Source organism: Stanieria cyanosphaera PCC 7437, assembly GCF_000317575.1.
In the GTDB taxonomy this organism is placed as follows: domain Bacteria; phylum Cyanobacteriota; class Cyanobacteriia; order Cyanobacteriales; family Xenococcaceae; genus Stanieria; species Stanieria cyanosphaera.
The window spans coordinates 3,137,001-3,151,232 of sequence record NC_019748.1; the positions used below are offsets into that span (position 1 = coordinate 3,137,001).

The following is a 14,232-nucleotide window of genomic DNA, read 5'->3' on the forward strand; positions in this document are numbered from 1 at the left end:
ATATTTCTGGTTTGATTAATTCGATCAGCACGAAAACTCAAGCATCTCTGAGAATGTAACTTAGGGAGTAGAACTAGAATCGGAATTGACATCAGAATCTTCATCGTAAGGACATTTGATCTCTCCACCAACACCTACAATAAAATCATCGAAGTCAACATCTTGTAGATTTTCTCGTACAAGCATAGACCCCGTATCATCCCAGCGCAACATTACACCACCATTAGCTAATTCAGTTAAACCACCAGCAAATTGAGCTTGTTTGTTTTGACCAAGATTATCGAGATTAGTCGAGTAAACAATACCCGCAGGCTGATTGTTAAAAGTAGATTCTAAATAAAAAGCATAGCGATTTCCTGCTATAAAAGTAAAACTATTCAAAAATTCAGGAACCGTATCACCAGCAGTACCTATGAAATCACTGACTTGGTCTGATTCAAAGTCATCTTGATAGTTAGATTCACGATAAATCGTATCTTCAGTGTCAGCCGATTTGACTTCAACTAGTAGTGGAGTTTTTTCTCCAGTATCTAGATTAATCACACCAAAGGTCGATTGATATGCTCCGTGAGATTTGATAAATTGAAAATCTATGATCGTATCTTCATCAAATTTAATACCCTGGTTGTCAAACATTTCGGTTGCTAATGTCGGACGAACCCCAACACAAAAAAGAGTCGTAAAAACAATAGTTGCAATCTTGACGAAGCCAAGGTGCGAATGAAGTCTGGACTTAGTTAGTTTCATCATTTTTTTCCTCATCACCATGAACTGGGATTGACATTGTCGGGTTGTTGTGTATTAACTTGCTCGACAAAGTTTTTGACTTCTTGTATTGTCTGACTGAGTTCTTCGACTGCTGGATTGACGCATTCTTTGTTTGATTTTCTGGCAAAGTGACGAGGACCTTTTGGTGCTGCTTCAGAAGCAGCCAATTGCTCAATAGCTTGATTTAAGTCTTGTGAAAGACTGCTAGCTTGATTAGACATTTGGGTAAAACTGGAACCTCCACCACTACTAAAACCAAAATTAGGAGGCGCGCTATAAGTATGAGTTCCAGTGACGTCTGAATGATTGGGCTTAGATTGAACTAAATCAGCTTTAACTAAAGGAATTCCTGCTAGTATAGTCACTGCCAAAAGCCTTAAAATCCACTTTCTTTCGTACATACGTTCTTACTTAAAAATTTTCAGGTTAAAATCTACCGCCAAAACCAAAACCAATCGCTGTGCCAAACACAAAGCGTGCGCCATCACCTGCACCTGCAATATCACGCAGTGCGGGAGTAAAAGTAATTGGTAAATTGGGGAAAGGAGAAATTGACATTCCAATTGCTAAATCTTGTCCTGTCCATTCGGTAATCACACTGACAGGTCTAGCTACTCGCAATGCTAAAGAACCAAAGACATTAACCGTATCTTTATCTTCGATCATGTCATCTTCGCTACGATATTGTCCGTTGCCAATACCTCCAGAAATAGCCAGGCGACTGAAGGGAGAATTAGTATTTTCTCTCAAACGAACAATTTGTGTAGCAACGCCATAAATAGAGTCTTGAAAATCATTACCGCCACCAATATTCAAAAATCCATTCCAGCCAAAAGCTACTGCTGTATTTTCGGCTAGGCGACGATGTACTTTCATATTAAAGCCACCAGAGCCAAAATCACGACTACCCCCAAAACTAGCCATGCCGTAGCTTAGTTCTGCACCGACAGTTTTACGAGCATTACCAAAAGCAACTCCCATACCGAGAGTTCCATCTGAATCATCGCTATTACCATAACGGGTATCTGATTGAAAACTGGGGCTGATGTAAAATCTACCACCATCTCCACCAAAACCATAGGGATTAGCAATAGTTATAGCTGGTGACCCCGAATTTCTTCTGAGTGGTTTACGGTTTTTGATTTCATCCAATTCCGACTGTAATTTTTGAATTTCTTCATTATCGACGGAATTAACTTCAGAGTTGGAATTTTCAGCAGATAGTAAATCATCTACATCGGCTTGATTCTCTTCAATGGACTCGTCAAGTTGGGCAAAAAGACGAGTTGGAGAAATTGAAAATTGAGATTTTTGCGCTTCACTATCTAAAAGAGAACTTGCTTGTGTAGAAACTCGATTAGATAAAATTTCAACTGAATTATTGCTTGATTGTTCAGAAACAAGACCGCTTGTTGGATTAGCTAAAGAACTCGTAGCAGAAATTGGTACTAAGACCAAAGTAAGCCAAGTAATATTTAGTTTATACATAAATTTATTGCAGTAGTTTTACATATTTGCTGCAAAGAGTTTAGATGATACTTTGCTGTTATATCTCGATTTAATTCGACCATCAACTATTAATAATAAATTTCGTTATTTTCACGTACTAACTTGATAAAATTACAATATTTTTTGTTTATTTTTCTTAAACAAATAGCGATCGCATAAAGCATTTTTGATAATTTTTATTTAATCAATTACTACTTAAGTAATCGACCTTTTGATTTACATAAACTTTATTGACAATTCATATTAACTTTAAAATCTTATTATTGTTTTAGCTCAAAAATTATCGAAATTGTATCTAAAAGATATTTTCAGCGAAGATTTTGTAAAAAATAGGTAATATCAACGATATTCTCTAGTATTTTTCAGAGTAATTACTTAAACTAAAAATAACTTAAGAGTTATTACTTAAAAGTAATTATTGTGAATAAAATATTTTTTAAATCAACTTTATTCTTATTGTTATCATCTATTGATTATTTTTATTTTGTTAATTTGGCTTCGGCAAATATCAAATCAAATTTTAAGTCTGCTGATTTGTCTTTTAAAAGTATTAATCAATTCGATGTTGAACGCACAAACAACTTAATAGCTGCTATCTACGGACAAGATGACCGAGTTGCTGTTTTAAATACAACTCAAACACCTTGGAATAATATTGCTAAACTTAAAATCAAATTTCCTGATGGTAAAGAATTCGTGAGTTCTGGGGCTGCCATAGATAGTATCCATATCATTACGGCTGCTCATAATGTTTTTTTAAAAGATCATGGCGGAAAAGCTGATTTAAATTCAATCAGTGTAAGTTTTGACCAAGATAATGCAGTCAATGTAACTAAAATAAGAATTTTAGAAGGATGGACTAACGACGACAATTGGGAATTTAAAAATAACCAGTGGCAACCTATCAGTCATAAAGATGATATTGCTTTACTTACTTTAGACCGTCCGTTGCAAGACTTTAATCAAGTTTTTAACTTAAAAACATTAGACCATTCTTCATTTTCTAAAATTAAAATTAATATTTCTGGATATCCAGATAACCCCAAAACTGCTTGGAAAAATCTTCCACTGAAGACTGCTTCTGGAAAAATTAGTTTTATTGATAATTATCAGTTTTTTTACAATGAAACTCTTGATACTCAAAGAGGTCAAAGCGGTAGTCCCGTATGGTATTTTGACCCCAATACAGAAGCATATAATATTGTTGGCATTCACGTTCAAGGAAATAAATGGTTCAATGGAAATTTTTATAATGTAGCAACACAAATTACTGAGGAAAAACTAACTTTAATTCAAACTTGGATTCAAGAAGATTTACAAAATTATAAACAAGAAGAAGAATTAGTTTGACTTATTTTAGTATTTTTTTCATAAAAAAAATATATAGCGGTTCTCAGATTAATGAGAGACATTTCATTTTTGTGGTTGAGCGTTGATAGTTGAGACCTACAGTAGTGCGCTTCGCTTATGTTAATGGTTGATTATTAATTCCTAATAATTAGTAATTAGTAATTAGTAATGGTGTACCTCACCAAGAGCGAGAAAGGCTATATCTACAATCAAAATTTTTTATGAAATACTCAGTATTTATACCAGTTGTTTAATACTTAATTGTTATTTATAACTGAATCATCAGTATAGTTTCGACTGTAAATTTCTCAATTGATAAAGTTTAGTCGCAAATTGATCTATTAATTAGACTCTTCTTTTTTTATGAAGCGATCGCTCTTGTTATAGTCTAAGATATAGACAAAATTGGCTTAAAAGTTAGAAATGGCTCGTTTATCTCCAGAAATTCAACTAAAAATCACTAATCTGACCGAACAAATTTTAGATGTTATTGATGAAGCGAGAAAAGCAGAATTTTTGTTAATAGAACGTTTTGGAGAAAACGAAACAACGATAATCGCTTTAGATGAATTAGCAGAAATAGCACAACAAGCAGCCGATTTATATTCTCAACTATCTACGCTAAGGATTAGAATTGCCGAAGCTCAACCTTCGATTAGCTCTGATATGCTAAAGTTATTGAAAGATAGAATCGCAATAATTCAAAATCGAATACCTGCATTGCAAAGAAGTACTCAAGAAATTAATTTAGATTGGGGTATATAATGAGTGAGTTCACCAAGATGCCATCTTTGGGACAAGTAAAACAAACAGTGGTTAACTCTCGTCGTCGTCGTCAGGAATTAGAATTAGCTTGTTTAGAGTTAGAAGACTTAATTTTAAAAATAGAAGTTGAGAATATTCAACAACGCCAGCAGCAGTTAAACAAAGTATTAAATCTTTCTAATCCAATCTGAAAGCTTTTCCAAGTATTTAAAGCAAGGATCAATACAAAACATTCATCTCAAAGCGATCGCATCGATTCTGATAAAATTATTACTATTATTAAATATCATCTTGACACTTTGGACATTTTATTGTCTAAGAGTTAAAATTTTGTTCGTTTCGTAGCGAGTTTATTTCTTAATTAGACTCTTCTTTTTTTATGAGGCGATCGCTCAAAACTAATCAATTTTGGTTTTATGCTAGTCTGATTAGCTTGGCAGTTTTTTATCTAACTTTAACCTGGAAAAATACCCAGAATGTTGACTTTATAGTAACTAACTCCTTGTTTTGGGGAGCAATTTTTTTATTATTATGGCGAAAGCGCAAGCAATTTAGTTTTGGTAGTGATTTTTTTTCGACTACTTTTGGATTATTTTTATTAACAATTGTCCTGATTAAAAGTGTTTCTCTTGTTTGGTTTGAATCATTATTTTTTTTACCTCTAACTCCTTTTTTCGGATTTTTAGGTCTAATTGCGATCGCTTTTGGCTTGAAAGAATTAAGAAAATATTGGTGGGAGTTATTACTATCAGGGGTACTATTTTTTCCATCAGATACTCTAGGATGGTGGTTCAATAGATTGTTTCAAATTCAGATAATGACGGCAAAACTTGCTAATTATCTGCTCTACTATTTTGGATTTAATACAATTAGTCAAAACTATAATATTGTGCTGCACTTGCCTGAGCAAGGATATTTTACTGCTTCAGTAAATTATTCTTGTACGGGAGTTTCAATGATTATCTTGATGTTTAAACTTGCTTTATTGTTAGAGAGTTTGGTTATGATGAAGCAGTTACAACGCTTTCTTTTTCCAACTGCTGCTGTGATGATTGGATTTTTTCTTGGTACGATTAGAGTTACTATTATGACTGTATTGTTACCAGAACCAGACAAATTTACTTATTGGCACGGTACAGAAGGAGCGCAAATTTTTTCCACATTGGCAATTGTAATTTTTTCAAGTTTTTGTTACTTACAACTTAAAGAACAAAAATTCAATTCTCTCACTCGAACTCGGAATTAACTTCATTTTCTCCTCAAACTTAATGTAGTTAATACTTAATACAAATAATTAATTTCTTATGCTTGCTCGAATTCAATGGCAAACTAGTTTACTAGCTACCACTTGTCTTACCATTACTCTACTAACAATTTATTCATGGTTTAGCCCAACTGCAGGCAAACGTGAAGTTAAAGGTTTTACATTTCCCAATCAAATTAATCTTAAATCTTGGCAGTTAATTAAAACTGAATCTTTGCCTTTAAATCATGTTAAAACATTCCAGCCAAGCGATCGCATTAGGGCGGAAAAACATTACATTTATTTTAAAAATGGTGTTCCTTTAGAGATTAAGATGCGTTATGTAGTCGGTACTAAAGGCAACATAATCGAACTAATCAACCAACAAACATCTATACCAAAACAACTTCTAGAAAATGCAGATTTAGAAAAAATTCCAGGAGTTGGTTATCACATCTTATTTAGTCATGACGAGCGTGCTTATCTCAGTACTTGTATTAACTCTCGTGGTTATACAACTGTTACTCCTCAACAATTTTCCCATAATCGTTATAGTCAGGATCTAAAGTTTAGTTTGCTCTTGCCTTGGCTGCAAGGAAAAGATAGTTTCAGAGATTTAAGATGTCTTTGGGTGCAATTATCAATTCCTATGAAAGAATCTACTGCTTCAGAAGCTTATCAAACTCTTACAAACGTCTGGATCAATTGGTATGATTGGTGGCAGCTTCGCTTTCCTAAGCTCTAAATTTTTTTTTGCGAGTATACTTTGGTTGATTGTTGCCGTATTTACTTTAAATAATTATGCAGTCACCTAATCAAGAATTTTTTACATTTTCGTTAATTAGACTTGTAGGCTATGGACTATTAGGACTAACTTTTATTGATTTTATTAGTATTATTCTACCTTTACAGTTAATGAATTCTGTTTGGGAATTGCAAACGATGGGAGCTTTTATTGAGCGTATTCCCGTTCCTTTGTTGGGTATAGCTTTTATCTATTACGGAGAAAGAAATTATCGAGCGCCGATTGAAAATTTACTCCTGCGATGGCTTTCTTATTTTTCTTTAATCTTAGCTATTTTCTTTTTGTTAATGGTTCCTTTGGGAATTAATAATACTGTTCGTATCGAGCTTACCAATAACGCAGTTATTAACCGAGAGCTAGTTGCCAAAGTCGAACAAATCGACAAGTTTAGAAACAAAATGACAGCAGCTAACTCATCAGCAGAAATTCAAGCTATCCTTCAAAAACAGTCTTATCAAGGTAAACTTCCTGATAAAATCAATGCTCAAGAAATCAAAGAGCAGATTATTTTAGAGCTTAATAACACTGAAAAAGATTTAAGAAAAGAAATAGAAGCAGTTCGTTCTAAAAAACGTTGGGATTTACTCAAAAAGTCAATTAAATGGAATTTAGGCGCTTTAGTTGCTAGTTGTTTATTTTTTGTCATCTGGAAAGATACTCTGTGGGCTAGATTGGAACGACGTGAAGACGATTGAGCATCAGTAATTTTGATTTAAATTGATTTACTTTACTTTGAAACTAGCACCTGTGTAACCAGTCATCATCCACAATAATGCACGACAAGCATCCCGCATCACAACTAACCTAGATTCAGGCAATTCTTTGGAAGGTAATGAAATTGAGGTAAAAGTAATACCATGACTTCCTAACACAAAAAAAGCGATCGCTCTAGCTCTACTCATGTGAAAATCAGAAGTAATTAAATATAGGTGTTTGATCTGATGTTTTTGAAAGTCTTTGACTAAACTTGTAAAATTGGTGACAGTATCAACTGCTCGTCTATCTAAATAAAACCTAGTTTCAGCAATACCAGCCTCACGAAAGATTTGACGAACAACAGAATTAGGACTACCTGTAGAAACCCAAATCAGTAAATTGGGGTGAGTTTGAGCCAAGTTGGCAGTAAATTCTTCTCTGTCTCTTCCTCCGCCCAGAGTAAGAATAGCTTGAGGTTGAGGAAATCGATAGCGAGCGATCGCAAGTCGAACAGGAATTGAACCTAATATAATTATGATGATAGTAATTCCCACAAGACTGAGAAAAAGCCATGACTTCATTTTGATTGACTTAGGTTTCATGAGCGAGCTTTTTCTTGAAATTGTATTGGTTTTATTTTTAATTATGGTTGAACCAAATCACAATTGTAGAATGATGGTAACTACTAAGGTAAAGTTTAAATTTGTTTAACTGAATCAAAAGTTAAAGCTAGTCCGAATGTGTCCTACCCATTGAGTAGCGTTGTCGCTGTCGTTTTCAGGATTAATTACGGCCCAAACACCGGGAGTAATCGCAATATTATCGTTGAGTCGGAAACGATAAAATGTTTCGAGATGATAGGCATGATCCGATTCATCCTGAACATCACTTTCAGTTATGAAGGGTGGTAATCCTACTAAAATTCCTCCCAAATTTCCCTCACCACCTAGATCGGGAAAAGTCAAACCAACTGCTCCATACCAGATATCTGCGCTATCATCGTCATTGACAAATTGAGTGTTTACCACTTCTGTACCATCAACAAAATTGCTTAACCCCGCTCCATGCGCTCGCGCTTGAACATAACCACCCCATCCATGAATCTGAAACTTCGGCGTAATTTGATAGAAACCTTGTACAGTATAGAAATCTCCAGAAGTAGCAATATTGTCTCCAAAGGGTTGAATTGCCAAAAAACTTCCCGTATCACTCATTAAATTAGTTTTTCCTTGAGGATAGTAAGAATGAGAATAGGCAAAACCAATTGCTGCATTTTCACCTTTCCAAGCTAATTGAGCTAAAGCGTGATAAGTCCCATTGAATAAGCCATTGCCTTCTTCTGGGTTGTTGGCATCACCAGCTACATATCCAACAGACAATTCAAGATTATCGATAATTTGCCAGTTAATTCCTGCACCACCACCACCTCGACGATAGAGGGGGTTATATTCTCCAAATTTGGAAGGAATACCTAAACCATCATCAGCAATACCTGGTGGAGTAAGTGTATCTACCAAATCTGTATAACCAATGCCTACAGGGCCTCCTCTAAGAGCTATGTTGTCAGTAAGGGGAGTAAAGTACCACAGGTGAGGGATTTGTACTTGATTATCAGAATCATCGTCATAGTTAAGCCTCACCATATTAGTTCCCGTTAGAGGAGCGATCGCATCAAAATTGCCAACCTGAAGTCTGGTTCTCAAAACATCGCTGCCTGTAAAGCTACTTTCGAGATTGAGGCGAATTCTGTAAGCTAAACGAGTTTGAGTATCATCATTATCACCATCTACGGCATCGCCAAAAGTGTCATCAACTGACCAGATTACCTGACCTAGTAGTTTAGTTGTAGTAGAAAACTGATGATCTTCGAGGAAAGCAGTACGCTCTTCAATATCATCGACTCTTCCTCTCAAGGTTGCTAATTCCGCTTCAAAATCTTGTGTCAGTCGTTTGATTGCATCAAGGTCTTCCCGTGCTACTGTTTCAGAAGACGCAATTAAACGCTCGATTTGATTTAAACAAGCATTTAAGCCTGCTGCAAATTCATAACGAGTTATTGCTCGGTTACCTCGATAGGTCTGATTTGGATAACCGACAATACAGCCATAGCGTTCTACTAAAGTTTGTAAAGCTTGATAAGCCCAATCAGTTGGCTCAACATCTCTTAATTGAGAAACCGATGTTAATTGGGACATTGAAGCGTTAGATTCAAGCAAATAAATTTGCTGATTTTGTTCAACTAATTGATTGTCATCTGGTGCTGCTAGAGCAGGTGTAATTTCTCCCAAAATACAACCAGAACACGTTATTAATGGTGCGGTTATAGCTTTGGGCAATTACTTTAATGCAAGTAGTTTAGCGATCGGTCTAGCAGTATCCTTAGCATTACTAGGCTCTGCGATCGGTGCGTTTTTCGCAGGTCAAATTGCCGATCGCTATGGTCGTTTAAAGACTATGATTATTGCTTCAATTTTGTTTACCATCAGTGCAATTGGTTCGGGCATTCCTGTAAATATTGAATTTTTTATCTTTTGGCGGATCTTAGGTGGAATAGGAGTTGGTGCTGCTAGCGTGATTGCTCCTGCTTATATTGCCGAAGTATCTCCTGCCAAATATAGAGGACGCTTAGGTTCACTACAACAGTTGGCAATTGTCGTAGGAATTTTTATTGCTTTACTAAGTAACTATGTTATTGCGCTGATGGCTGGTTCAGCAGACAATCCTTGGTTATTTGGTTTAGAAGCTTGGCGTTGGATGTTTTGGACAGAAATTCCGCCTGCCATTCTCTATGGAGTTTTTGCCTTAGTCATTCCTGAATCACCTCGATACTTAGTAGCTCAAGGTAAAGAACAAGAAGCAGCTCGTATTTTAGCTAAAGTTGAAGGCGGAGATGTAAATACAAGAATTGGAGAAATTCGCTCTACGGTATTACGGGAACGCAAACCCCAACTATCAGATCTTTTAACCAGAAAAGGTGGACTTTTACCTATCGTTTGGTTAGGAATGGGACTATCGGTGCTGCAACAGTTTGTTGGTATTAATGTCATTTTCTATTACAGCAGCGTTCTTTGGAGAGCAGTCGGATTTACTGAACAAGATGCTCTTTGGGTCACAGTGATTACTGGTTTAATTAATATCTTGACCACCTTTATCGCGATCGCGACAGTAGACAAATTTGGTCGCAAACCACTGCTATTACTTGGTTCAATTGGCATGACTATTACATTAGGAACAATGTCAGGTATTTTTGGTTCTGCACCCATCGTTAATGGACAACCAAATTTAACTGGTTCAGGCGGTTTGAGTGATTGCATTAATAGCTGCTAACTTATACGTTGTTTGTTTTGGATTCTCTTGGGGGCCATTAGTTTGGGTTCTCTTAGGAGAAATGTTTAATAATAAGATTCGTGGGGCTGCTTTAGCAGTTGCAGCATCAGTTCAATGGATTGCTAATTTCATAGTTTCGACAACCTTTCCTCCACTCTTAGGTACGGTTGGTTTAGGTTTCGCTTACGGTTTGTACGCAACTGCTGCTGCCATCTCAATCTTTTTTGTAATCTTTTTAGTTAAAGAAACTAAAGGCAAAACCCTTGAACAAATGTAGAAAAAAAATAGGGGTAATTCATCAATTGCCCCTACCCAAAAACCTTTGATTTGTTTACAGTTATAAGCTTGAGATAATTTTTACAACACGCTGAAAATCATTTAATTCTCCTACAATTCGCCTAATTGGTTCTGGCCAAACTCTTACCAAAGTAGGAGTAGCAGAAACGTGATACTTTTCCGCTTGTTCTGGATATTTAGATATATCAATTACTTTGAGAGTATAAGGACAAGTTAAACCTTGTTCCAAAATTTGATGGATGCTAGCTAAAGTTTTTTCTGTGGTGAAATTATCATTAGAAATAAACAACTGTAAAATACAACCATCTGCTTTTTGATGATTAATTAACAAAGCTGAATTTTGGTTGTCAGAATTAAGCGATTTAACTTGAGTCTGTTTAGACGCTTGAGAATCTAACCGAATAACTAAATCATGATCTTGCCAAAGCTGAGGAAATTGATCACGATAAGTTTCTAAGATTAAAGAACTACAATATTCTTCTTGCCACGGTGCTATTTGCCAAACTGTATCTTCTGTTTCAAATAAAACTTTCAATAAAGGTTGATAACATTGCACGGCAGGATAAATTTCTGCAATTGTCTCGATCGCTTGAGTCCGAGGATTAAGCCATCGTTCTACAGTAGCAGTATATCCAGGAATTAAAAAATGGGGAGGTTCAGTTAAACTCAAAATTTCTTGCAATCCCATACATAAATGAACGTGCCATTGAGATTGCTTATTTGGGTTAATTCCGTAAATTAAATCTCCCCCTGGTGTAAATAGAGCAATGCCTTTAAATAATTTTGGTAAATTAGTTTGAGAACAAATCAAGGTCACTAATAGGTGATAAAAAAAGACTACCTATGTTCAATTGGTTATTTTTTATCCTATTACCAATTGTTAGTTATTAAAATCTACCTCGAAGCATCATTGCCATTTCGTTAGCAGTAGGCGATCGCTCTAGGGCAGTTTCTTCGGTAATTCTACCTTCTTCGTATAATCTAAACAAAGATTGATTAGTAGTTACCATCCCATCAAATTCTCCATCTTGCATTAAAGCATGAATTTCGTCGTATTTGCTTTGCTTAATGTAATCTTTGACGGTTTCTGTATTAACTAGAATATCGTGATAAGCTGCTCTTTTACCATCTGTAGTTCGGCATAAACCTTGAGAAATAATTGCTACTAAAGATTCAGAAATAGCAACTCGCATGGCATCTTGTTCTTCAGCACTGTAAAGAGTTAAAATCCGCTCAATAGTTTTAATCGCACTATTAGTATGGAGAGTTCCCATGACTAAGTGACCAGTTTGAGCAGCTTTAAGAGCGGTGTTAACAGTTTCTTTGTCACGCATTTCCCCCACTAAGATTAGATCGGGGTCTTCCCGTAAGGCAGCTTTGAGGGCATTATCAAACTTGAGCGTATTAATTCCAACTTCTCTCTGCTTAATCAATGATTTCTGACTTTGGTGAACAAATTCAATCGGGTCTTCAATCGTAATAATATGTTTAGCGTGTTCTTTATTAACATAATCTACCATGGCAGCCATAGTGGTAGATTTACCCGAACCCGTTGGTCCTGTAACCAAAATTAAACCTTTATGAGCGTCTGAAACATCACGAAATACAGAAGGTAAACCTAAATCGTCGATGGTCAATATCTTGAGAGGAATTAAACGCATTACCATTGCTGGTCCTCTAAGTGTATCAAAGATATTAATCCGCACTCGTGCAAAATCATATTGAGTTGCACCATCAAATTCTAAATCTCTTTTAAATCTTTGTACTTCTTCTTCAGTTAAGACTTCATACAACCAACTCATAAAAGTGTTGTAGTCGGTTTTAGGGTATTCTGTCAAAGCCATCTCACCGCGATCGCGCATTCTGGGGATTTCTTCAACTCCTAAATGAATGTCAGAATAGCCCAATTCATGAGCATGCTCAACTAAAAACTTTAAAGAAGGTTGCCCAGAAGACCTTTTTGGTCGTACAGGAGCTTCTTGAGCAACCGTTTTGGATGTGTTCAGAGCAGTTTTTTGTGTTGGTTGAGTTCCATCAAGGTTAGATTGTGGTTGATTAGAATTGCCATGATTACGATGAGCAAATTGAGGTGGTGGTGGTGGCGGTGGTAAAGGTTTTCCTATGGGTTGGGTCATTTATAAAATCCTAATTAATATTTTTGCCATTACAGCGTTATTGTTGTATCGATATTGTTCCCCAAAAGTGAAAGTTTTCTGACAAAAGTCAGTTGTTATTTATCTGGGTTTGGTTCTAAAAGATTTTATTCAAATTAGCTCTTGATAAATTTTTAGGAATAATTACTTAGTGGAATTGACTTAGTAGGGGTGAAATACTCAATTTTGTTAAATTAATGAGTTTTTATACTTAAAGTTTTCCTGGAAGTAAACATAATTTCATTAATCAAACTTTGTGAGTTTTTTGTATTGTCTTTTAAGAGATTGCAGCTTTAAACCTTGGGGATCGACATTTATAGAGGGATAATTAAGACTTACCTTTAATCGATAATGTTAAATTTTATTTAAAAAAGCTTCGTATTTTCTTAGCTTTTATATACTTAAATTTAACGAGGCTGTTCGGGTTGATAACCGAAACTTAATCTTCTTTTGTTGTTGTTGTCGTTAATATCCTGGTAATAAAATGCAATTAGTACAAAAAAATTATTGGCGTAATAACGCTTATTTAGCAGTTGTTAAAAGTTTTTTACTTTGGAGTTTTACTTTGACAGTTTGCCTCCTAGTAGTAGGGTTTCCTGTCGGAGTTCTTATTGTTACAGTTGGAACGCTTTTAACAATTATTTTACAAACAGTTTTACCTACTACTGCTGTTTTATTAGTAACAGGAAGTATATGTGCAATTAACGTTTTAATAGTTGCGATCGGTGCAGCAGTTCTTACTGCGAAAGGAATTCATCCCGAACAAGTAAGTTGGTTAAATTGGTTACATGGAGAAGCAAAATCAAGTAACAATTCGGTTTATGCTTCTTGTCCTTTAACCTGTGCTTTGACTTCTCTATCCGAGTAGATTACGTAATTTTAAGTCAGAAAAGTTGTGAATTAAAGGCTTTAGTTCAATTGCTGACAATTTGAAATTTTTTTTCAATTTGCTCAAGTTTATCGATATTTAATTCATTAAACCCAGTACATACTGGGTTTTTTTGTTTGATGATTTTCCGAAGAATTGATCTAGCGGTTCTCAATTTTTAGAGATACAGTTCATTTGATTTCCTTGATTGAGCGTTGAGTGTTGATAGTTGGTCGCTACACGTACGGTGAGGTTAATTATTCATCCCTCATCATTCATAACGGGTAACTGATAACTGATAACTGTCTTAGGTGTACTTCACCAATTTAAAAATTGATATACCATTTTTCAAAACATAGAGTAAAATGTCGAAGTCAAAGTAAGCAAGTTTGCGGTATGGGAAAAAATTCTCGTCTTTCCTGGTCAAGGAAATTTCGGGCCCTAGTAATAT

14 protein-coding genes and 1 pseudogene are annotated in these 14,232 nt (G+C 35.3%); 8 read left to right on the forward strand and 7 right to left on the reverse strand.

All coding sequences use genetic code 11. The features are described from left to right. Positions 1-60 precede the first annotated feature (60 nt). From STA7437_RS13485 to STA7437_RS13495, 3 genes are all read right to left on the reverse strand, one after another. Positions 61-636: a hypothetical protein gene (locus STA7437_RS13485; protein WP_150109071.1), complete on the reverse strand. Its 576-nt coding sequence runs from the start codon at positions 634-636 to the stop codon at positions 61-63. Positions 637-761: 125 nt separating this feature from the next. Next, positions 762-1,169 (reverse strand): hypothetical protein, encoded by a 408-nt coding sequence (locus STA7437_RS13490; RefSeq protein ID WP_015193946.1) that lies wholly within the window; start codon positions 1,167-1,169, stop codon positions 762-764. A 25-nt stretch (positions 1,170-1,194) separates the two neighbouring features. After that, positions 1,195-2,256, reverse strand: coding sequence for a hypothetical protein (locus tag STA7437_RS13495; protein ID WP_015193947.1), 1,062 nt, complete (start codon positions 2,254-2,256; stop codon positions 1,195-1,197). 441 nt (positions 2,257-2,697) lie between these two features. Between STA7437_RS13495 and STA7437_RS13500 the strand changes: the two genes are divergently transcribed. From STA7437_RS13500 to hpsJ-A, 6 genes are all read left to right on the forward strand, one after another. Beyond that, entirely contained in the window at positions 2,698-3,627 is a 930-nt protein-coding gene (locus tag STA7437_RS13500) for a trypsin-like serine peptidase (RefSeq protein ID WP_015193948.1), read from the forward strand. A gap of 423 nt (positions 3,628-4,050) precedes the next feature. After that, positions 4,051-4,392: a hypothetical protein gene (locus STA7437_RS13505; RefSeq protein WP_015193949.1), complete on the forward strand. Its 342-nt coding sequence runs from the start codon at positions 4,051-4,053 to the stop codon at positions 4,390-4,392. After that, a complete protein-coding gene (locus tag STA7437_RS13510; RefSeq protein WP_015193950.1) occupies positions 4,392-4,583 on the forward strand; it encodes a hypothetical protein in 192 nt (63 codons plus the stop codon). The genes STA7437_RS13505 and STA7437_RS13510 overlap by 1 nt, the downstream gene beginning before the upstream one ends. A gap of 188 nt (positions 4,584-4,771) precedes the next feature. After that, positions 4,772-5,638 (forward strand): cyanoexosortase A, encoded by an 867-nt coding sequence (crtA, locus tag STA7437_RS13515; protein ID WP_015193951.1) that lies wholly within the window; start codon positions 4,772-4,774, stop codon positions 5,636-5,638. 58 nt (positions 5,639-5,696) lie between these two features. After that, positions 5,697-6,380 (forward strand): cyanoexosortase A system-associated protein, encoded by a 684-nt coding sequence (locus tag STA7437_RS13520; protein WP_015193952.1) that lies wholly within the window; start codon positions 5,697-5,699, stop codon positions 6,378-6,380. Between the two features lie 56 nt (positions 6,381-6,436). Continuing rightward, positions 6,437-7,135 carry an HpsJ-like protein, cyanoexosortase A-associated gene (gene hpsJ-A / locus STA7437_RS13525; RefSeq protein ID WP_015193953.1) on the forward strand — a complete coding sequence of 233 codons (699 nt, stop codon included), beginning with the start codon at positions 6,437-6,439 and terminating at the stop codon, positions 7,133-7,135. A 27-nt stretch (positions 7,136-7,162) separates the two neighbouring features. Here hpsJ-A and STA7437_RS13530 read toward each other — a convergent pair whose 3' ends face one another. Together STA7437_RS13530 and STA7437_RS13535 are read right to left on the reverse strand one after the other, a co-directional pair. Beyond that, a complete protein-coding gene (locus STA7437_RS13530; protein WP_041620019.1) occupies positions 7,163-7,717 on the reverse strand; it encodes a YdcF family protein in 555 nt (184 codons plus the stop codon). A gap of 135 nt (positions 7,718-7,852) precedes the next feature. Next, positions 7,853-9,424 carry an iron uptake porin gene (locus STA7437_RS13535; protein ID WP_015193955.1) on the reverse strand — a complete coding sequence of 524 codons (1,572 nt, stop codon included), beginning with the start codon at positions 9,422-9,424 and terminating at the stop codon, positions 7,853-7,855. Between STA7437_RS13535 and STA7437_RS13540 the strand changes: the two are divergent. After that, positions 9,384-10,740: pseudogene (locus tag STA7437_RS13540) on the forward strand (sugar porter family MFS transporter). The gene STA7437_RS13535 and the pseudogene STA7437_RS13540 sit on opposite strands and share 41 nt — an antisense overlap. Before the next feature lie 60 nt (positions 10,741-10,800). Here the strand turns inward: STA7437_RS13540 and STA7437_RS13545 are convergent. Both STA7437_RS13545 and STA7437_RS13550 read right to left on the reverse strand, forming a co-directional pair. Next, positions 10,801-11,577: a circadian clock KaiB family protein gene (locus STA7437_RS13545; RefSeq protein ID WP_015193956.1), complete on the reverse strand. Its 777-nt coding sequence runs from the start codon at positions 11,575-11,577 to the stop codon at positions 10,801-10,803. 70 nt (positions 11,578-11,647) lie between these two features. Next, positions 11,648-12,895 carry a type IV pilus twitching motility protein PilT gene (locus STA7437_RS13550; RefSeq protein ID WP_015193957.1) on the reverse strand — a complete coding sequence of 416 codons (1,248 nt, stop codon included), beginning with the start codon at positions 12,893-12,895 and terminating at the stop codon, positions 11,648-11,650. 502 nt (positions 12,896-13,397) lie between these two features. On the opposite strand from STA7437_RS13550, the gene STA7437_RS13555 reads away from it, so the two are divergent. Further along, positions 13,398-13,781: a hypothetical protein gene (locus STA7437_RS13555; protein ID WP_015193958.1), complete on the forward strand. Its 384-nt coding sequence runs from the start codon at positions 13,398-13,400 to the stop codon at positions 13,779-13,781. Positions 13,782-14,232: the final 451 nt, after the last annotated feature.

What these genes read in the sequence shown, in the direction of transcription:
- STA7437_RS13550 (WP_015193957.1), bottom strand. Translation starts at nt 12,895, where the DNA reads ATGACCCAACCCATAGGAAAACCTTTACCACCGCCACCACCACCACCT.
- STA7437_RS13495 (WP_015193947.1), bottom strand. Translation starts at nt 2,256, where the DNA reads ATGTATAAACTAAATATTACTTGGCTTACTTTGGTCTTAGTACCAATT.
- STA7437_RS13555 (WP_015193958.1), top strand. Translation starts at nt 13,398, where the DNA reads ATGCAATTAGTACAAAAAAATTATTGGCGTAATAACGCTTATTTAGCA.
- hpsJ-A (WP_015193953.1), top strand. Translation starts at nt 6,437, where the DNA reads ATGCAGTCACCTAATCAAGAATTTTTTACATTTTCGTTAATTAGACTT.
- crtA (WP_015193951.1), top strand. Translation starts at nt 4,772, where the DNA reads ATGAGGCGATCGCTCAAAACTAATCAATTTTGGTTTTATGCTAGTCTG.
- STA7437_RS13530 (WP_041620019.1), bottom strand. Translation starts at nt 7,717, where the DNA reads ATGAAGTCATGGCTTTTTCTCAGTCTTGTGGGAATTACTATCATCATA.
- STA7437_RS13520 (WP_015193952.1), top strand. Translation starts at nt 5,697, where the DNA reads ATGCTTGCTCGAATTCAATGGCAAACTAGTTTACTAGCTACCACTTGT.
- STA7437_RS13490 (WP_015193946.1), bottom strand. Translation starts at nt 1,169, where the DNA reads ATGTACGAAAGAAAGTGGATTTTAAGGCTTTTGGCAGTGACTATACTA.
- STA7437_RS13510 (WP_015193950.1), top strand. Translation starts at nt 4,392, where the DNA reads ATGAGTGAGTTCACCAAGATGCCATCTTTGGGACAAGTAAAACAAACA.
- STA7437_RS13505 (WP_015193949.1), top strand. Translation starts at nt 4,051, where the DNA reads ATGGCTCGTTTATCTCCAGAAATTCAACTAAAAATCACTAATCTGACC.
- STA7437_RS13485 (WP_150109071.1), bottom strand. Translation starts at nt 636, where the DNA reads ATGTTTGACAACCAGGGTATTAAATTTGATGAAGATACGATCATAGAT.